Annotated in this window: 21 protein-coding genes; 14 read left to right on the plus strand and 7 right to left on the minus strand. The window is 46.1% G+C overall.

Going from position 1 to position 19,451, the window contains the following annotated elements:
• Positions 1–16 precede the first annotated feature (16 nt).
• Positions 17–574 carry a threonylcarbamoyl-AMP synthase gene (locus ITG09_00235; protein UPR52145.1) on the minus strand — a complete coding sequence of 186 codons (558 nt, stop codon included), beginning with the start codon at positions 572–574 and terminating at the stop codon, positions 17–19.
• Positions 575–769: 195 nt separating this feature from the next.
• Here ITG09_00235 and purE point away from each other — a divergent pair, with 195 nt between their 5' ends.
• Both purE and ITG09_00245 read left to right on the plus strand, forming a co-directional pair.
• On the plus strand, positions 770–1,255 hold the full coding sequence (purE, locus tag ITG09_00240) for a 5-(carboxyamino)imidazole ribonucleotide mutase (GenBank protein UPR52146.1): 486 nt from the start codon (positions 770–772) through the stop codon (positions 1,253–1,255).
• A 5-nt stretch (positions 1,256–1,260) separates the two neighbouring features.
• Positions 1,261–2,391 carry a 5-(carboxyamino)imidazole ribonucleotide synthase gene (locus ITG09_00245; protein ID UPR52147.1) on the plus strand — a complete coding sequence of 377 codons (1,131 nt, stop codon included), beginning with the start codon at positions 1,261–1,263 and terminating at the stop codon, positions 2,389–2,391.
• Between the two features lie 89 nt (positions 2,392–2,480).
• Here ITG09_00245 and ITG09_00250 read toward each other — a convergent pair whose 3' ends face one another.
• From ITG09_00250 to ITG09_00265, 4 genes are read right to left on the minus strand one after another with little or no spacing between them, the layout of a single operon-like run.
• A complete protein-coding gene (locus tag ITG09_00250) occupies positions 2,481–3,050 on the minus strand; it encodes a topoisomerase DNA-binding C4 zinc finger domain-containing protein (GenBank protein UPR52148.1) in 570 nt (189 codons plus the stop codon).
• Positions 3,051–3,062: 12 nt separating this feature from the next.
• Complete coding sequence (locus ITG09_00255) at positions 3,063–3,539, minus strand: DUF494 domain-containing protein (protein ID UPR52149.1); 477 nt, start codon at positions 3,537–3,539, stop codon at positions 3,063–3,065.
• A gap of 3 nt (positions 3,540–3,542) precedes the next feature.
• Positions 3,543–4,655, minus strand: a complete 1,113-nt coding sequence (gene dprA / locus ITG09_00260) for a DNA-protecting protein DprA (GenBank protein UPR52150.1) — start codon at positions 4,653–4,655, stop codon at positions 3,543–3,545.
• The gene (locus ITG09_00265) at positions 4,652–5,743 is read right to left on the minus strand and encodes a LysM peptidoglycan-binding domain-containing protein (GenBank protein UPR52151.1); all 1,092 of its coding nucleotides are present in this window, start codon (positions 5,741–5,743) and stop codon (positions 4,652–4,654) included. Before ITG09_00265 ends, dprA begins: the two co-directional genes overlap by 4 nt.
• A 77-nt stretch (positions 5,744–5,820) precedes the next feature.
• Between ITG09_00265 and def the strand changes: the two genes are divergently transcribed.
• The 6 genes from def (at position 5,821) to ITG09_00295 (ending at position 12,414) form a co-directional block, all read left to right on the plus strand.
• Positions 5,821–6,396: a peptide deformylase gene (def, locus tag ITG09_00270; protein ID UPR52152.1), complete on the plus strand. Its 576-nt coding sequence runs from the start codon at positions 5,821–5,823 to the stop codon at positions 6,394–6,396.
• A 37-nt stretch (positions 6,397–6,433) separates the two neighbouring features.
• Positions 6,434–7,399, plus strand: coding sequence for a methionyl-tRNA formyltransferase (fmt, locus tag ITG09_00275; GenBank protein ID UPR52153.1), 966 nt, complete (start codon positions 6,434–6,436; stop codon positions 7,397–7,399).
• Between the two features lie 119 nt (positions 7,400–7,518).
• Positions 7,519–8,799 carry a 16S rRNA (cytosine(967)-C(5))-methyltransferase RsmB gene (gene rsmB / locus ITG09_00280; protein ID UPR52154.1) on the plus strand — a complete coding sequence of 427 codons (1,281 nt, stop codon included), beginning with the start codon at positions 7,519–7,521 and terminating at the stop codon, positions 8,797–8,799.
• Between the two features lie 110 nt (positions 8,800–8,909).
• Entirely contained in the window at positions 8,910–10,286 is a 1,377-nt protein-coding gene (gene trkA / locus ITG09_00285) for a Trk system potassium transporter TrkA (protein UPR52155.1), read from the plus strand.
• 80 nt (positions 10,287–10,366) lie between these two features.
• Positions 10,367–11,812, plus strand: a complete 1,446-nt coding sequence (locus tag ITG09_00290; protein UPR52156.1) for a TrkH family potassium uptake protein — start codon at positions 10,367–10,369, stop codon at positions 11,810–11,812.
• A 26-nt stretch (positions 11,813–11,838) separates the two neighbouring features.
• Complete coding sequence (locus ITG09_00295) at positions 11,839–12,414, plus strand: DUF3157 family protein (protein UPR52157.1); 576 nt, start codon at positions 11,839–11,841, stop codon at positions 12,412–12,414.
• On the opposite strand, the gene ITG09_00300 is transcribed toward ITG09_00295, so the two are convergent.
• The gene (locus ITG09_00300) at positions 12,411–13,064 is read right to left on the minus strand and encodes a hemolysin III family protein (GenBank protein ID UPR52158.1); all 654 of its coding nucleotides are present in this window, start codon (positions 13,062–13,064) and stop codon (positions 12,411–12,413) included. The genes ITG09_00295 and ITG09_00300 overlap by 4 nt on opposite strands.
• 156 nt (positions 13,065–13,220) lie before the next feature.
• Positions 13,221–14,012, minus strand: coding sequence for a sporulation protein (locus ITG09_00305; GenBank protein UPR52159.1), 792 nt, complete (start codon positions 14,010–14,012; stop codon positions 13,221–13,223).
• 283 nt (positions 14,013–14,295) lie between these two features.
• On the opposite strand from ITG09_00305, the gene ITG09_00310 reads away from it, so the two are divergent.
• From ITG09_00310 to ITG09_00335, 6 genes are all read left to right on the plus strand, one after another.
• Positions 14,296–14,463: a hypothetical protein gene (locus ITG09_00310; GenBank protein UPR52160.1), complete on the plus strand. Its 168-nt coding sequence runs from the start codon at positions 14,296–14,298 to the stop codon at positions 14,461–14,463.
• Positions 14,464–14,594: 131 nt separating this feature from the next.
• Positions 14,595–14,858 (plus strand): YihD family protein, encoded by a 264-nt coding sequence (locus ITG09_00315; protein UPR52161.1) that lies wholly within the window; start codon positions 14,595–14,597, stop codon positions 14,856–14,858.
• A gap of 326 nt (positions 14,859–15,184) precedes the next feature.
• A complete protein-coding gene (ccoG, locus tag ITG09_00320; protein UPR52162.1) occupies positions 15,185–16,603 on the plus strand; it encodes a cytochrome c oxidase accessory protein CcoG in 1,419 nt (472 codons plus the stop codon).
• A gap of 73 nt (positions 16,604–16,676) precedes the next feature.
• Positions 16,677–17,663, plus strand: coding sequence for a serine/threonine protein kinase (locus ITG09_00325; GenBank protein UPR53559.1), 987 nt, complete (start codon positions 16,677–16,679; stop codon positions 17,661–17,663).
• 55 nt (positions 17,664–17,718) lie between these two features.
• Positions 17,719–18,318 (plus strand): thiol:disulfide interchange protein DsbA/DsbL, encoded by a 600-nt coding sequence (locus tag ITG09_00330; protein UPR52163.1) that lies wholly within the window; start codon positions 17,719–17,721, stop codon positions 18,316–18,318.
• Positions 18,319–18,457: 139 nt separating this feature from the next.
• Complete coding sequence (locus tag ITG09_00335) at positions 18,458–19,414, plus strand: DUF2860 domain-containing protein (GenBank protein ID UPR52164.1); 957 nt, start codon at positions 18,458–18,460, stop codon at positions 19,412–19,414.
• Positions 19,415–19,451: the final 37 nt, after the last annotated feature.

The following is a 19,451-nucleotide window of genomic DNA, read 5'->3' on the forward strand; positions in this document are numbered from 1 at the left end:
TCTTCCTTTGCAGGGTTTAACCCTGTCTTAATATTTTCGAGGTTTTTGCATCTCTAATTTCACTTGGCTTCTCACGGCCACCCGTTTGACCTTCGAGAATAGCCATTAAGTGTTGGCCCAGTTGCTGCTTAACTTCTTCAGTCGTCATACAAGGCGGCTCGCCAGTCAGATTGGCACTGGTAGAGGTTAACGGCTTGCCGAACTCATTACACATTCTTTGAACCAAAGGGTGATCCGTCACTCGTACCGCAATGGAATCAAACTGGCCGCTGACCCAGTCAGTTACTTTGCTACTGGTTGGCATGATCCAAGTGACCGGACCCGGCCATGTTGCTTTCACTGTCGCTAACTGCGCTTCAGTCAGTTGGCTTTCGTCAATATAAGGCAACAACTGTTCGTAACTTGCAGCAATTAAGATCAACCCTTTCTCCATCGGTCGCTGTTTTAAGTCGAGCAGTTTCTTGATGGCTTGTGGATTGTCGGGATCACAACCGACACCAAAAACGCCTTCGGTCGGGTAAGCAATGACTTCACCTTGCTGTAATGCCTGCAATGTATGTTGAAAGTTATCCACGGGTTGCCTCATTAATTCTGTTATCGAATTCGCTAAGTGTACAAATTATCATTCACTGTGACTAAAGCTATTTGTTTATAAAATGTATCAATTAACAACTTAGACTGACGCAAACGTTTTCCTTAAGCAATTTTACCCGTATAATGCGCGCAAAATATCTAATCACTAATTAAATCGTACCTGAAGGAGTTTGAGATGACTGTCGGTATTATCATGGGTTCTAAATCTGATTGGCCAACAATGAAGCTAGCTGCAGAAATGTTGGATCAGTTTGGCGTGGCGTACGAAACAAAAGTGGTTTCTGCTCACCGTACACCTCAGTTGCTAGCAGACTACGCAACCAGTGCGAAAGAGCGCGGTATTAAAGTGATTATTGCTGGTGCTGGCGGTGCAGCTCACCTTCCGGGCATGGCGGCTGCTTTCACAAGCGTCCCAGTTCTTGGTGTTCCTGTTCAGTCTAAAGCACTGAAAGGCATGGACTCGCTACTTTCTATCGTACAGATGCCAAAAGGTATCGCGGTAGGTACTCTTGCTATAGGTGAAGCTGGCGCTGCTAACGCTGGTATCCTAGCCGCTCAAATCATTGGTACACACAATGAAGAAGTAATGGCGAAAGTAGAAGCGTTCCGCTCTGAGCAAACAGAAACGGTTCTTGCTAATCCAAACCCTGCAGAGGACTAATTCCCATGCATGTTCTTGTGTTAGGCGCGGGCCAACTTGCTCGTATGATGTCCCTAGCTGGGGCACCGCTGAATATTGAAATTTCTGCTTTTGATGTTGGCAGCAAAAATATTGTTCACCCATTAACGCAAGCAATTCTAGGCAACGGCTTAGACAATGCGATTGAGCGTGCGGACGTCATTACTGCTGAGTTCGAACATATCCCTCACGATGTACTTGAGGTGTGTGAGCGCAGCGGTAAGTTCTTACCGACAACAGAAGCAATCAAAGCTGGCGGTGATCGTCGCCTTGAAAAAGCTCTGTTAGACGAAGCAAACGTAAAAAATGCTAAGTACTACGTGGTTAACTCTCGCGAAGACTTTGACGCTGCAATTGCTCACGTTGGCTTGCCAATGGTATTGAAGAGCACACTTGGCGGCTACGATGGCAAAGGTCAATGGCGCTTAAAGACCATAGACAATGTTGACGCGACTTGGGCAGAAATGGCGGAGTGCATTGCCGCAACAGATAACCAAGCCATTGTGGCTGAAGAGTTCGTCCCGTTTGATCGCGAAGTATCACTTGTCGGTGCTCGTGGTATCAATGGCGATATTCAAGTGTACCCTTTAGCTGAAAATGTTCACACCGACGGCGTGTTGAGCTTATCGACAGCGATTGATGACATTGAACTGCAAGAGCAAGCGAAAGCCATGTTCACTGCCATTGCTGAGCGCTTAGATTACGTTGGTGTGCTAGCACTTGAGTTCTTTGATGTTCAAGGTTCACTGCTTGTTAATGAGATTGCACCACGTGTTCATAACTCGGGTCACTGGACGCAACAAGGCGCAGAGACTTGTCAGTTTGAAAACCACCTACGTGCAGTGTGTGGCATGCCACTAGGTAGCACTAAACTGATTCGTCCAACCGCAATGATCAACATTCTTGGCGAAGATACTCTTCCTGAGGCTATTCTTGCTCAAGGTGGTTGTCATGTTCATTGGTATGGCAAAGAAAAGCGTGCGGGTCGCAAGATGGGCCACATCAACGTGAGCGCTGACTACAACGCAGAACTGCAAAGAGCGTTATGCTCTCTGGCAGACATTCTCGACAAGCAAGCCTATCCTGCTGTGCATAAGTTTGCTGAGCAGATGAAGTAAGTCCTACATTGGCTTATTGATATAAAAAGTTCATTGGATACAAAAACGGCGCTCAGTGAGCGCCGTTTTTTTGTATCTATAATATCGAGTTATTGAGATTGAATGTGGTGACACTTGCGATCAGCACATTGTATCTTGGTTCCATTGGCTGTTTTCTTCTCAAGTAACAACGGGAACTGACACTCTTCACAACGACCGATAATAGGTGGTTGGTTTACTGCGAACTTACACTTAGGGTAGTTATCGCACGCATAAAAGGTTTTGCCATAGCGCGATTTACGCTCAACCAAATGGCCTCTGCCACACTCAGGACAAGCAACAAGTGGCTGCTCTTCAGCTTGTTCTTTTGGTTGATCCAAAGATTCGATGTGATTACACATTGGGTAACTACTACAACCAATGAACATGCCAAAGCGACCTTGCCTTAATACCAATTCGTTTTGGCATTTAGGACACGGTACGCCCAGCTCTTTCACCACATGACCATCATTTTGATGAAGAGGCTTGATGTAATCACAGCTCGGATACTGCTTACAGCCTAAAAATGGGCCGTGCTTACCATGGCGAAGTTGAAGCTCCCCGCCACACTGTGGACACGGTTCATGCTCTAACGCATGTTCATGTGCTGAAAAAAGCTGATTATCAATCTTACTACTCATGACAAGCCTGTATTAATGCAAGATACCTTGCTCTTTGGTGTACAACAGCTCTTCCATTTGCGTGTAAGCACTTTCATTACCCGGTACATTGAACAGCACCATTAAGATAATCCATTTCAGATCATCCAATTCAAATTCGTTGGTCTCAAGCCCCATCACACGATCAATCACCATTTCACGAATCTCTGTCGTGAGCACGTTGATCTGTTCTAGGAACAATAAGAAACCTCGACACTCCATATTAATACGCGATACCTCTCGACTGGTGTAAACACGCATCGAGGTATTGGAGCACATAGTAATCGCCGCTTGGTTATCGGTATCTTGCAATGCCGCAAGATCTTCTAACCAATGGAGAGCCTTATAAATATCATCTTGGTGAAACCCTGCTCGAAGAAGTTCATCTTCCAGTTCATCTTGATCCACCTGCAATTCAGAATCGCTATGGATGTAGGTTTCAAACAAGTACATCAGTATGTCCATCATCATAGCTTAGCCTCTCCCCTTTCGAATATAGCCACCGGAAACTGCAACAACATGCCCTGAGAGCTCAAGCTCTAAAAGCTGCATCATGACCTCATGCACAGGTATATGGGTTCGCTGTGCCAAAATATCAACGGGTGTCGCCTCTAATCCTACGTTAGCGAACAGCTGTGGAAATGGCAATTGCTCATTTTCACCCTCATTCTGCGTAGGCTCGAACAAACTGGGCTGCTGATCTATAGACCAGTCTAACAGACTCTTTATTTCAATCAGAACATCTTGAGCATTTTGTACTAAACATGCTCCAGCTTTAATTAAACTGTTACCTCCGCGACTGGTTGGGCTATGAATTGAACCGGGCAGCGCAAACACCTCTCGACCTTGCTCCATGGCATAGCGAGCCGTAATCAAAGAACCACTCTTTTCAGCGGCCTCAACCACCAAAGTTCCAAGCGACAACCCACTTATAATACGGTTACGGCGAGGAAAATGTTCAGGTCGAGGTTTAGCACTAGGTCGGAACTCTGAAATCAACGCCCCATTTTCACAGATTCTATCGGCTAGGTTTCTGTGCCGCGCAGGATAAATGGAATCTAAACCAGAGCCCAGCACCGCGAAAGTCTCCCCTCCTTTATCCAAAGCACCATCATGAGCATAGCCGTCAATACCCAACGCTAAGCCACTGGTGACAATCAAACCGTTTTGTACGAACTCTTTAGCAAAGGACTTGGCGGTTTGCAGCCCTTCTAAACTGGCGTTACGACTGCCGACCATAGCGATTTGAGGCTCAATCAGTTTTTCAACATGACCTTTAACGAAAAGCACACTTGGCGCAGAAGCTGTCTCGTTCAGCAGTTTGGGGTAATGAGGGCAATTAGGGGTAATGATGTGGTGGTTGGGCTGTCTTGCTTGCCACGCGAGACAAGCCTCCACTTCTCTTGGGGCTTGATCTCTTAAATAGGAGATTTGCTTAGCTGACAAACCAATCGCTTGAAGCTGTTGGCTGGAGTAACCAACAATATTCGATGGGGAATCAACACTCAGCAGACGAGAAAGACGCTTACCACCCAGTTGCGGAACAAAACTTAGAGTTAGCCAAGCGCTCAGTTGTTGCTCATTCACTCGGTGCCCTTAGCTTCTTCCTTCAAAGCCAGATCCAAAGGTGATACCGCAAGAATATCATTACTAACCGGTTTTGAGCTCTGAGTGATCAAGGCCAAGCTAAAATACTCATAAGGACGAATGACCATCAAACTACCAAGTGAGGTACTTGGCAATTGCACCTTATCGCTCGCTGCTGATTCTTTATAGCTGTATTCACCTTGCTTACCAAACACCACAGCCCCACTCTCGCTAAGGGTGAACATAGATCCCTGGCGAAGGTTGTCCTGCGAGCCTTTGTTGATAACAACGACCTGATTCTTTGCGCTGTATTGGCTACCATCCAATGAACCCAAGATATTGGCAAACTGACCCGCAGCACTAGGTGCAGGGTAAAACGTGGTTGAGAGCTTCACCTGATCAACACCAAGCTCTGGTAACACGAGATCGTTAAGCAGCACCTCTTGCAGCTGAGTCTCTATCTGTAAGCTACTGAACTCAGCGTCCACTTCTTTTAAGCGTGCCGTGGCGACCAAACGTAATGAGGTCATACTCGCTTGAGGTTGCTGTCGTTGGTAGGTCTCAACGGCGCGGTAGATACCCCACTTTTGATGTTGTTGGTTGCCCGAGATAAACAACCGGTCTTCACCCGATAAGAATCTCTTCCCATCACTCGTTCCTAACACTCGTTGAGCCGATTGAATATCTTGCTGTTCAACCAAGCGATCAGATTGTAGATAAGGCAGAACCAAACCTTCATTGACGGTTGGCACAGCTTTCTTCTCAGAGACACGAATCTTAGGGCTAAGTTTGATAACGGGCTTGAGGCTCAATACCGGCTCGCCATTAATCCAAACTAAAGACAGTTTATCTCCGGGGTAAATAAGGTGAGGGTTTTCTATTTCAGGGTTTACCTGCCATAACCTTGGCCACAACCAAGGGCTATCGAGATACATCGCGGAGATATCCCATAAGGTATCCCCCTTAACCACCACATACGCATCGGGTGCGCCTTGTTTTATGGTTAAAGGTTGCTCACTATTTTCAGCCGTAACGGCGAACGACATCGAAGCACAAATAAGAGATAAAGCAGGGGAAAAATGACGCATGACCTAGGTTCCTTGGTCTGAATATATGACATCTGATTTGAGAATTACCTTCAGGATGCTGTCATTTGACCTCTAAAATGTCTAGAATTGAGCCAACAAGGTTTAAGCTGTTTCGGCACAGTTCAATATTTCGAGTGTATATGTCTGTATTACAAGTATTAACATTACCAGATGATCGTCTACGTACCGTGGCGAAACCGGTAAAAGAAGTTACCCCAGAGATTCAAAAGTTCGTTGATGACATGATTGAAACCATGTACGACGAAGAAGGTATCGGCCTTGCAGCAACGCAAGTAGATTTCCACCAACGCATCGTTGTTATCGATATTTCAGAAACGCGTGATGAGCCAATGGTGCTTATCAATCCTGAAATTACCGAGAAGCGCGGCGAAGATGGTATCGAAGAAGGCTGCCTATCTGTACCAGGCGCTCGAGCTCTAGTACCTCGCGCTGCAGAAGTAACGGTTAAAGCATTAGACCGTGACGGCAACGAATTCACATTCGACGCTGATGACCTTCTGGCTATCTGTGTTCAGCACGAACTTGACCACCTAGAAGGCAAGTTGTTTGTTGATTACCTATCGCCACTAAAGCGTAAACGTATCCAAGATAAGCTAGCGAAGATTAAACGTTTCAACGAAAAACAAGGTTAATCACCGCTGCTATTACTAAATTAGAAGGAAGCCTACCTTGAGTCAGTCTTTAAGAATTGTCTTCGCAGGTACTCCGGATTTCGCCGCCCGTCACTTGGCGGCGTTGTTGTCTTCGGAGCATGAAGTTATTGCTGTTTACACACAGCCAGATCGTCCAGCAGGCCGCGGTAAAAAACTGACGGCGAGCCCAGTAAAAAACATCGCACTTGAAAACAATATTCCGGTTTACCAACCAGAAAATTTCAAGTCAGATGAAGCTAAGCAAGAGCTAGCAGATTTGAATGCTGACATCATGGTTGTTGTGGCTTACGGCTTATTGCTTCCACAAGCTGTATTAGATACGCCTCGCTTGGGTTGTATCAACGTACATGGCTCTATCCTACCGCGCTGGCGTGGTGCTGCTCCGATTCAACGCTCTATCTGGGCGGGCGATAAAGAGACTGGCGTGACGATCATGCAGATGGATATCGGCCTAGATACCGGTGATATGCTCAGTATCGCGACGCTCCCAATCGAAGCAACAGACACCAGCGCGTCAATGTACGAGAAGTTGGCTGGCCTTGGTCCTGATGCTCTTGTTGAGTGTTTAGCTGACATCGCTTCTGGTAAAGCCGTTGCTGAGAAGCAAGATGACGAACTTGCTAACTACGCGAAGAAGCTGAGCAAAGAAGAAGCAAAAATTGATTGGAATGACAGTGCAGAACACATCGAACGTTGTGTGCGCGCTTTCAACCCGTGGCCAATGAGTCACTTTGCGATTGTTGATAGCAGCTCTAATGATGAAAAAAGCATTAAAGTTTGGCAGACACGTGTTGATGAAGAATCGACATCTGCGCCAGCTGGCTCAATCATCAAAGCAGATAAGACTGGTATTTATGTTGCGACTGGCGACAAAATATTAGTATTGGAACAGCTACAAGTTCCAGGCAAAAAAGCTATGTCAGTTCAGGACATCTTGAACTCACGAGCAAGCTGGTTTGAAGTTGGTACTCAACTTTTTTAACCGCTTTAAAGCTACTCAATATGTACTTAAAAACGTGTAGCTTGTAAAAACACTATTTAGAAAACCTTTACGAGGGCAGAGATGTCCTCATGTATTCAAATAAATATTCGGTACCCCTCATGAATGTTCGCGCTGCTGCTGCAAATGTCCTATTCCAAGTTGTCGATAAAGGCCACTCTCTTTCACACGCTCTCCCTGCGGCTCAAAAAACGATCCGTCCGCGAGACCATGCTCTACTGCAAGAGATTTGCTACGGCGCACTTCGTTACCTGCCTCGCTTAGAGTCAATCGCTAACGAACTGATGGAAAACTCGCTTAAAGGTAAAAAGCGCGTATTCCACCATCTTATTTTAGTAGGCATTTACCAGTTGAGTTTTATGCGCATTCCTTCGCATGCTGCCGTTGCTGAAACAGTTGAAGCAACCAAAACGCTGCGCGGCCCAAGCCTCAGTGGTTTGATCAATGCAGTGCTTCGCAGCTATTTGCGCGATCAGGAAGAGCTAGATGAGAAAGCCGTTAGCCACAATGCTGGCAAATACAGCCATCCAAGCTGGATTCTAAAAATGCTTCAAGAAAGCTACCCAGATCAGTGGGAGCAATTGGTTGAAGCAAACAACAGCAAGGCACCAATGTGGCTACGCGTAAACCGCCAGCACCACACTCGTGACGAGTATGTTGAACTGCTTAAAAACGAAAACATTGAATACACGCTGCACCCCGAAGCAGCTGATGCCATAAAATTAGCGTCACCTTGTGATGTTACTTTGCTTCCTGGTTTCGACCGAGGCTGGGTATCAGTACAAGACGCTGCAGCTCAACTTTCTGTTGATTACCTAACACCAAAAGATGGTGAGCTAATCCTTGATTGCTGCGCAGCACCTGGCGGTAAAACTGCACATATTCTTGAACATACCCAAGACACTGAAGTGGTTGCGATTGACAGTGATATTAAACGCCTAGACCGCGTTTACGATAACCTTGAACGCCTACAACTGCGTGCCGACGTAATCTGTGGTGATGCTCGCTACCCTGAAGAGTGGTGGACGGGCAGTCAGTTCGACCGCATCCTACTTGATGCACCTTGTTCAGCGACCGGTGTAATTCGCCGTCACCCTGACATTAAGTGGCTACGCCGAGCCTCTGATATCGATGCACTAGCAGAGCTACAAAGCGAGATCTTGGATGCAATGTGGCGCCAGCTAAAAGAAGGCGGCACCATGGTTTATGCGACATGTTCTATCACGCCGCAAGAAAACGTGCTGCAAGTGAAAGCATTCCTAGCACGTACCGAGAACGCAACGTTGGTTGGGTCTGATATCGAAAAACCGGGTCGTCAAATACTGCCTGGCGAAGAAGATATGGATGGCTTCTACTACGCAGTTCTAGTAAAACAGGCATAACAACTAACAGCGGCTAAGAATTTATTTCTTAGCCGCTGTTTCTTTCTAGTGCATTATCAAAGCGAAAAGAGATCACTAGAATTACAACGGCAAAAAATAAGAGAAAGGCTATGAAGATCATTATTCTAGGTGCTGGACAAGTTGGCGGTACCCTTGCTGAAAACCTAGTGGGTGAAAACAATGACATCACGATCGTCGACCGTAATGCCGACCGACTTCGTGAACTTCAGGACAAATACGACCTTAGGGTTGTAAACGGTTATGCCAGCCACCCGAACACACTACGTGAAGCGGGCGCGCAAGATGCCGACATGTTGGTTGCCGTAACCAACATGGATGAAACCAACATGGCCGCATGTCAGGTTGCCTTCTCTCTGTTTAATACGCCAAACCGAATTGCCCGTATCCGCTCTCCACAGTATTTAGAAGAGAAAGAAGCGCTATTCAAGTCTGGTGCTATCCCAGTCGATCATCTGATCGCACCGGAAGAACTGGTAACCAGCTACATCGAACGTTTGATTCAATACCCAGGCGCACTACAAGTGGTGAGTTTTGCAGAACAGAAAGTGAGCCTAGTGGCAGTAAAAGCCTACTACGGTGGTCCACTGGTTGGTAATGCACTGTCTGCTTTGCGTGAGCACATGCCACACATCGATACTCGTGTTGCGGCTATCTTCCGTCAAGGTCGCCCTATTCGCCCGCAAGGCACCACCATCATTGAAGCCGATGATGAAGTGTTCTTTGTGGCGGCAAGTAACCATATCCGCTCAGTAATGAGTGAGCTGCAACGCCTAGAGAAACCATACCGCCGCATCATGATTGTCGGTGGTGGTAACATTGGTGCAAGCTTGGCGAAACGCCTTGAGCAGAGCTACAGCATCAAGCTTATTGAGCGCAGCTACACTCGTGCAGAGAAGCTGTCTGAAGAGTTAGAAAACACCATCGTATTCTGTGGTGACGCAGCAGACCAAGAGCTGCTAACTGAAGAGAACATCGATCAGGTGGATGTGTTCATTGCCCTAACCAATGAAGATGAAACCAACATCATGTCCGCTATGCTGGCTAAGCGAATGGGTGCCAAGAAGGTAATGGTACTGATTCAGCGTGGTGCTTACGTCGACCTTGTTCAGGGTGGTGTAATTGATATTGCGATATCGCCACAACAAGCGACCATTTCTGCGCTGCTTACTCACGTTCGTCGTGCTGATATTGTAAACGTATCTTCACTACGTCGCGGCGCTGCAGAGGCGATCGAAGCCATTGCGCACGGTGACGAAACCACATCGAAAGTCGTTGGCCGAGCAATTGGCGACATCAAACTGCCACCGGGCACCACTATTGGTGCGATTGTTCGCGGAGAAGAGGTGCTTATTGCGCACGATAGAACCGTAATTGAACAAGATGACCACGTTGTGATGTTCCTAGTGGACAAGAAATACGTACCTGATGTTGAGTCTCTATTCCAACCGAGCCCGTTCTTCTTATAGCCTTGTTCTCGTAAGCTTCTTCTCGCAACTTTCTTTTTGTGAGAACGACGCTCCGGCACAAAGCGATGGTCTATTAAGCTATGGTCAACTTTCGTCCGATATTATTAGTGATAGGGTTAGTGTTATCAAAACTCGCCCTTTTCATGTACATCCCCACATTGGTTGCCTTTTTTACTGGCACCGGTGGCTTCCTCGAGTTTGGTCAATCAGTAGTGATCACGCACATTGTGGCGTTCATCTGCTTGAGCTTGGGCCGTTCAGCTAATTTCCGACTTGGGGTGCGAGACATGTTCCTGATCACCTCTCTGGTATGGACTATAGCCAGTGCCTTCGCCGCATTGCCGTTTGTTTTCATCAACCACATCAGCTTCACTGACGCCTACTTTGAAACCATGTCCGGTATTACCACAACAGGTTCAACGGTACTGAGTGGCTTAGATAGCATGGCACCAAGCATTCTATTATGGCGATCTATATTGCAGTGGCTTGGTGGTGTTGGGTTCATCGTAATGGCAGTAGCGGTACTGCCGATGCTCAACGTCGGTGGTATGCGCCTGTTCCAAACCGAATCATCCGATTGGTCAGATAAAAGCAGCCCACGAGCAAAAACAGTCGCGAAGAACATCGTGGCGGTTTATCTGGTTCTTACTGGCTTGTGCATCATTAGCTATCTGTTTGCTGGCATGGGCATCTTTGATGCCATCAACCACGCCTTCACAACACTGTCGACGGGGGGTTACTCAACATCAGATGGCTCGATGAACCACTTCTCTAACAGTGCTCACTGGGTGGGAACCCTGTTCATGTTCCTTGGCGGTCTGCCGTTCCTACTGTTTGTTAGCGCACTGCGTGGTAGAAAGCTCTCAATCCTCTATAAAGATGCGCAAGTGAGAGGCTTCACGTATCTATTTTTGGTCACCAGTGCCGTGATCTCCACATGGCTGGTGGTTAGAGATGGCTACACTGTCATAGATGCGATGCGTGTTTCGATGTTCAACATCGTGTCCGTAGTCACCACAACCGGTTTTGGCTTAGAAGACTTCACCGCGTGGGGCGCACTGCCAACTACCTTATTTGCGTTTCTAATGATGGCGGGCGCTTGCTCGGGTTCAACCTCTGGCGGTATCAAAATCTTCCGCTTCCAGATCGCGATGACCATGCTCCACAAACAAATGATGAAGCTGATTCACCCGTCAGGTGTATTTGTTCAACGCTATAACCAACGACCAGTGAATGACGACATTGTGCGTTCACTCGTCGCATTTGGTTTGATGTTCTTTATTACAATTATCTTAATTGCAGGTGGCTTAAGCGCGATGGGACTTGACCCCGTGACCAGTATATCTGGCGCTATCACAGCCGTTGCCAACGTTGGCCCAGGTATGGGCAGCGTGATTGGCCCTACGGGTAACTTTGCTCCTTTGCCAGACGCCGCTAAGTGGTTATTAAGCCTAGGTATGTTGATGGGAAGGCTTGAGATACTAACGCTGATCGTTCTATTCTTCCCAGCCTTCTGGCGACGCTAATTGCACGAATATTTGAGGAAACAGAGATGAAATCATACCTACTTATCGCAAGCGCACTGCTGAGCATTCCAGCCTTCGCCGACCAAATGGTAACTCTTCAAGATGGAAAACAGATACTACTGAAAGACGACTTTACGTGGCAGTACGTGGCACAGAAGCAAGCGAAAGAGGTAGCGACAACATCAGAGATCGCCGTGCCTGTCGCAGCAGCGCCTGTTGTGGCAGTCCCAGTTGCGACGAATGTGCGTGGTACGACGATTGTCGTTGATAGCAAAAAGCCAAGTTTACAGCTATCTCAATCTGGGGTAGATGTAGTGCTAGGTGCAAGTCGCTATGAAGATGGTGAGCTGATTATCCCAACCGCGATTACCAACCAAAGCACACAAGCAGTGATCTTGGTATCGGTAAAACTCGATCTGTATTCATCGAGCGGTGAATTATTAGAAGAGAAAACGGTAGCCGTTTGGAAATCAATTAAGCGTATGGCAGATACCTACCTTCGACCAAAAACAGATGCCGAAGGTACTTCTATCAAACTAGCGGTTGAACAGCACCCTGAGTACCAAATCAAAGCTGAAATCGTTGAAGTGCTGACTCGTTAAACCGGAGTCACGTACAAGTAGATAGCGAAGAAATGGCAAGCGCAGCCCGCCAACACAAACAAGTGCCAGATGGCATGATTATATGGGATGCGTTTTGCCACATAGAAAATCACACCCAGCGAGTAAATCACACCACCGAGTGCTAGTAGCACCAAACCACCCATCTCGATATTCATCGCCAGTTGATATACCACAATCAGCGACAACCAACCCATCGCCAAGTAAGTCACCAATGACAAACGCTTAAATCGGTAGACGAAGGCAATCTTCATAATGATGCCCACCAGCGCGATTCCCCAAATTACCGCCATCAAGCCCATCGCCAATGGTGTTCTTAAACTCACCAATAAAAATGGCGTGTAGCTGCCCGCGATCAGTAAGTAGATCGCACAGTGATCGAGGGTTTTCAGTAGGCGCTTGGTTTTTTCTGTGGTGATCGAGTGATAAAGCGTGGAAGCGAGAAAGAGTAGGATAATACTGCTGCCATACACCGCCATGCTCGCAATAGTCAGCATGTCGGCTTGATGGTCAAACGCACGAATCAGTAGCAGAATCAAACCAACCAAGCCAAGCACAACACCCAAGCCATGAGTTATCGCATTAGCGCGTTCTTCGATGTCGCTGTATTCGCTCGCCGATGATGCAGACATGAGTATCCTACTAGAGTAAATGTTCAATTGACCTAGTATTGCACATTAAGCTTACACGTGTAAGCTTAAATTTTTATGACATCTTTTATGACATCAATGACGCCTAAACTGTGTGATGAGACTGTGCTCTCTAAAGCTAAAGAACCAAAGGGTCAACTAAGAGGCGCTATCTAGATACTCAAGTACCATCTTGCCAGCTTCTTCCGGAGAGGTATCCAATGGCACACTCAATTGACGCTGTAACTGACCTACTCCCAATAAACTCGCCAACATGCCTTTTGCACCGTCGCGATTACGGTCTATCTCAAACCAAAGCTTAAGCTCCGTTTCATCACGATGAGCAACAACCTCAAGTTCACGCCAGCGGCCATGATAAGGCCCCGTCGTCGGAACAAACTCAAACTCTTGAACAAACGGCAGTTCAAAGCCTTCTACCGCTTCACATTCCACTTGGCGGATACGCAGGCCATGAGCTTCAAGTTCGTTGAAAATACCATCGAGGAGTGCATCAGGACGAACCGTTAAGATGTCTTTATCCGATGGATCAATCGCCATCGCAATATCCAAGCCAGTTTCAAGCCACACTTTTGAGTCACCAATCGTGACCGGTGTATTCAGCGGGACATCAAATTCACACTCAAAATCACGAGTTTCACCTGGTTGAATAACAAAAGCATACGGTAGGCTCCATTTGGCCAACGAGTATGTTTGGTGCATTCGGCGTTTATGACCGCCCTCTTGTCTCTGGGAATTCATGGTGACTTCTTTGACATAGCGGCAACATAAATTGAGATCGATATTGTCGATCTCTTGTGGCTGAGCTCCACCATAGACATGCACAATAATGCTCGCCTTCTTGCCTGGATAAAGCACTTCCTGTTGCAATACAGAATCCACCTTGGCAGATCCAATTCCAAAACTTGCTAACGTTTTCTTTAAGAACGACATATGCACCTCCTTTAAAGCATCATCTTAAGCCTGAAAGAGGTTCAAACTCAAATATACTGCTCACACTATTTTAGCTCTAATATCGTTTAATTATCACTCAAGCGTCGATTGATAACTTAGATAGTGATAATCTAAGCCTTGATATGCATGCATATCATTATCCTGATTTATTTTTCGGATTGGCGAAAGCCAGACGAGTGACGCTTCAAGTAATTGAAGTGAAGCTCATGATAAATCAGGCCATTAGATTGGCAATGGATATGCCTGACCGTTAGGTAAATTAATGCGCCCAACAGCTGTCAGGTTCTCGCACACCAACCGTAGTGCGATGCGTCGTCGTAGTGGCTTTGTTGCTGCTCCAACGGCTAAGAAATTGGCTCCTACAATGACTCTAGTTCAGAAGACTGCTTTATTGGCACCGACTGCAACAAAAGTAATTAAAGCCGCTTAACGAAAAGCGCAGTTTTTACTGCGCTTTTTTCTTGCCCGCTCTCATATTGAAATGTGTTTACACATTGGTATTCCCTACCCGATTTGATACCTTAGCCACAAATCATTATAAAATTTGTGGAGAAATAAAGTATGAAGTGTCATCGCATTGAAGAACTGCTTGAACTGATGGAACCTGAGTGGCAGAAAGATCAAGAGCTTAACCTATTAGAATTCATCATTAAGCTATCAAAAGAAGCGGGCTACCAAGGCAAGCTTGAAGAACTGACTGACGATGTTCTTATCTATCACCTAAAAATGCGCAACAGCGAAAAAGATGAAATGATCCCAGGCCTGAAAAAAGACCAAGAAGATGATTTCAAAACCGCGATTCTAAAAGCGCGTGGCATCCTTTAACAGCTTAAATGCGTTAAAGCTTAATTGCCTTATCAATAAATTGCTCAATTCTAAAAAGCGACCTCTGGTCGCTTTTTTGTTTCTGTTCGCTATTTTTTCGTCATAACTGTTATGACTTTTGTTGTTAAAGGTTGATAGCGTTAAAGAAATGAGAACAAGATTGTCGCTATAATCGCCATCCATAAGAATCTTCTAAAATAATAAGAGTGAGTGCGATAACAACAAATGCACCAAGCTCAATTTCAACAGGTTCTCTAAACCATACTTTCAAGTAATGTCGTCATGTCCGATTTAACCGGGCAAATAAGCCACAAAAAGGATAGTCCATGAGTCAGGATAAAATCGATATCAAAGATGTGACTCCTAAAACCTTTAACCCAAAAACACATAAAGGTAATGGAGATCGATTTAACCCAAGTAACCGAATCTACGTTCGAGAAAGCAAAGGTAAATTCCAACAACTGCGTCGCTATGGCGGTTGGTTCTTACTTTTACTTTTTGCTCTTATCCCATGGATTCCATTTGGTGAACGCCAAGCGATCTTGCTCGATATCGGCAGCCAACAGTTCAACTTCTTTGGCACAACGTTATACCCACAAGATCTGACCCTACTCGCGATCCTATTTATGATTGCCGCGTTTGGCTTATTCTTCATAACCACCTTCTTAGGCCGTGTCTGGTGTGGTTATTTATGCCCACAAACCGTCTGGACCTTCATGTACATCTGGTTCGAAGAGAAACTGGAAGGTGCTGCCAATAAGCGAAGAAAACAAGATTCAGGTAAACTGACAAGTAATCTAATCGTTAGAAAAACCCTCAAACACATCGCATGGTGGGCAATTGCAATCGCAACAGGCTTAACGTTTGTGGGCTACTTCATCCCAATCAAAGAATTGGTTGTTGGCTTCTTTACCTTAAACTCGACTTTCTGGCCTGTGTTTTGGGTATTGTTCTTTGCGGGCTGTACCTATGCCAACGCAGGTTGGATGCGCTCAATTGTTTGTCTGCACATGTGCCCTTACGCACGTTTCCAGTCGGCAATGTTCGATAAAGACACTTTCATCGTTGGTTACGACACAGAACGTGGTGAAAGCCGCGGCCCTCGTTCTCGTAAAGCCGATCCAAAAGAGCTTGGTCTAGGCGACTGTATTGACTGTAATCTGTGTGTACAAGTCTGCCCTACGGGGATTGATATCCGTGACGGCCTGCAATACGAGTGTATTAACTGCGGCGCGTGTATTGATGCCTGTGACAACACCATGGAGCGTATGGGCTATGAAAAAGGCCTGATCAATTACACCACCGAGCACAGACTTGAAGGTCACTCGACCAAGGTAATGCGTCCCAAGCTGTTGGGCTATGGCGCCATCTTGATCGTGATGCTGGGCTTGTTCTTCGCCCAAATCGCGAGCGTTGATCCTGCCGGCCTAAGTGTTCTGCGTGACAGAAACCAGCTGTTCAGAGTCAATAACCAAGGGTTAGTTGAAAATACCTACACCTTGAAAGTGATCAACAAGACTCAACAAGAGCAAGAGTACAAACTCGATGTTAGCGGACTGCCCGATTCTATCTGGTATGGCAAACAGACGATTACTGTCGATCCAGGCGAGGTTTTGAACCTACCTATCAGTTTAGGCGCCGACCCAGAAAAACTGAGCTCACCAGTTTCGACAATTCAGTTTATACTCTCGGATAATGAAGAGTTTACGATGGAAGTCGAAAGCCGCTTTATCAAGAAGCTCTGATACCCGCACCTTAGTGCTTGGTATAACAACCCAATAAATGGAAAAAGGCTCAGTAATGAGCCTTTTTTATTCTATGACGATGCAAGCCTTTAACTTTGATAACCTGACTCCTGACTTCATGTGGTACGCACTGGAGAGCATCGGAGTTCGCGCTGAATCCGGGCTTCTCGCTCTCAACAGTTACGAAAATCGGGTCTACCAATTCACCGATGAAGACCGCAAACGCTACGTAGTTAAGTTTTATCGCCCACAGCGTTGGAACAAAGCACAGATCCAAGAAGAACATGACTTCGCATTAGAGTTGATCGAACAAGAGATGCCAATCGCACCGCCAATGCGTATCAATGGTGCGACCTTACACGAATACCAAGGCTATCTGTTTGCACTGTTTGAAAGTGTCGGTGGCAGGCAGTATGAAGTGGATAACTTAAACCAATTGGAAGGTGTAGGTCGCTTCCTTGGCCGAATTCACAAAGCAAGTGCAGGCAAAACATTCCAGCACCGCCCGACTATCAGCTTAGATGAATACCTTTATCAGCCACGTAAGATTCTAGAGAACTCTCAGTTTATCCCGACGCACCTAGAAAATGCGTTCTTCAATGACGTTGACCTTCTGATCAAAGAGCTAGAAAGCCAGTGGCCAAGCAACATTGACAATATCCGCCTGCATGGTGACTGCCACCCAGGCAATATCTTGTGGCGCGATGGGCCAATGTTCGTCGACCTTGATGACGCACGTAACGGTCCTGCGATACAAGATCTGTGGATGCTGCTTAATGGCGAACGTCAAGATAAGCTGATGCAACTGGATATTTTGCTAGAGAGTTACCAAGAATTTTGCGATTTTAATACCGCACAACTGAAACTAATCGAACCACTACGCGGTCTACGTATGGTGCATTACATGGCATGGTTGGCGAAACGATGGCATGATCCTGCGTTTCCTCTGGCCTTCCCGTGGTTTAATGATCCAAAATATTGGGAGCAACAAGTACTTGCTTGTAAAGAGCAAATTGCTACCCTGCAAGAGCCACCACTTTCGTTAATGCCTCAGTGGTAACAGCAATCGCAACATATAACTAGATAAAAATTCAAACATAATGGAGATTGGATAAATGAAAAAGCTATTCGCATTTTTCTCATTGATCATGTTGAGCCTTTCAGCTCACGCTGCGAAATTTAACGAAGGTGAACACTACAAAGTTCTCGATCTAGAAGCATCAAAAAAACCAATGGTGACAGAGTTCTTCTCTTTTTACTGCCCACACTGTAATAGCTTTGAGCCAATCATCCAGCAGCTAAAACAACAGCTACCTAAAGACGCTAAGCTACAGAAGAACCATGTTTCATTCATGGGGGGCAACATGGGTCTGCCAATGAGCAAAGCTTACGCGACCATGATTGCACTGAAAGTGGAAGACAAAATGGTGCCAGTGATGTTTAACCGCATCCACACAATGAACAAACCACCACGTGATGAAGAAGAGCTGCGTCAAATCTTCCTAGACGAAGGTATTGATGCGAAGAAGTTCGATGCTGCGTATAACGGCTTTGCAGTAGACTCTATGGTTCGTCGCTTCGACAAAGCATTCAAAGACAGCGGCCTTTCAGGTGTACCAGCTGTTGTGGTTAACAACCGCTACCTAGTAGAAGCTCAAGGTATCAACTCTCTTGATGAGTACTTCGAGCTCGTGAACTTCTTATTGAAGAAGTAAGTCATTGATGAAAGGAAGCTTCGGCTTCCTTTTTTTTGCTAGTTCAAAAATCATCATTGATAAATAATAAGCCAGAAAACGCAGTGCTTTACTGATATTAATAACCCGTCCTAAGAATCGGTGGGCAAGGAGCCCTTAAATGAAAATAAAAATAACTCTCTTGGCATTAAGCGTTGCGGCTTCTCCTGCTTTTGCCAAGCTTGCAGACCAACAAGGTTTCAGTGGTGAAATCTCTATCAATACCGGAGTCGCCTCTTCTACCTCAAACTTTAATACCGATGCTGATAGCAATCTTTCATCTATAAATCAGAAGGCTTCTTCAGAAAGCTCGTTTCTTGTCGCCCCTTTAGGCAGTGTTGCTTATACCTTTGGTGAGAAGCTAAATCACCAGGTTTACACGGGTACCGCTCGTGATGACGTAGCTACGGGTACTGTTGTGCTAGAAGTTGGTTATAAATACCAGCTTGAGTCTGGCATGGTGATCGACGCGTCACTGCTGCCAACCATTATGTCAGGTGAGACCTGGGCTGATCCGTACAACACCACATCAGCTCGTACGAAGACCGATGAAACTGGTAATGCCTTTCGTTTGAAACTAAGCAGCATTGCGGGCTCAGCTTTTTCACTAGACATGGCTTATGCAACTAAAGATGTCGACAAGGATGATATTCAAGAGCAAGAGCTCAAACGAGATGCAAATACTCTCTACTTGAAAGGTCAATATCGCCTGCCATTAAGTCGTACCATGATGCTTATCCCATCTATCATCTACCAAACACGTGATGCAGATGGTAAAGCTGAGTCTTACGACCAATTCGGTGGTGAGGTAAGCTTGTTTGGTGGCATGGGGCGTCACCAGTACGCACTAACAGCGGGTTATAACCAACGCTCTTACGATGCCAGCAACCCTATCTACGACAAGAAACGCAGCGACGACAATATCAACCTATTCGCTGCCTACGAATATGACCAATTCATGGATTGGGAAAACTGGTCGTTTGTTTCACTGGCGGGCTACGGCACCAGCGACTCGAACATTACCTTCTACGACGAGTCTCAATATATCGTTTCAGTTGGCTTGAACTACAAGTTCTAACCTTAGCGAGTATGAACTGCAATCCAACGAAAGCCTG

The organism is Vibrio cyclitrophicus, assembly GCA_023206055.1.
In the GTDB taxonomy this organism is placed as follows: Bacteria; Pseudomonadota; Gammaproteobacteria; order Enterobacterales; family Vibrionaceae; genus Vibrio; species Vibrio cyclitrophicus_A.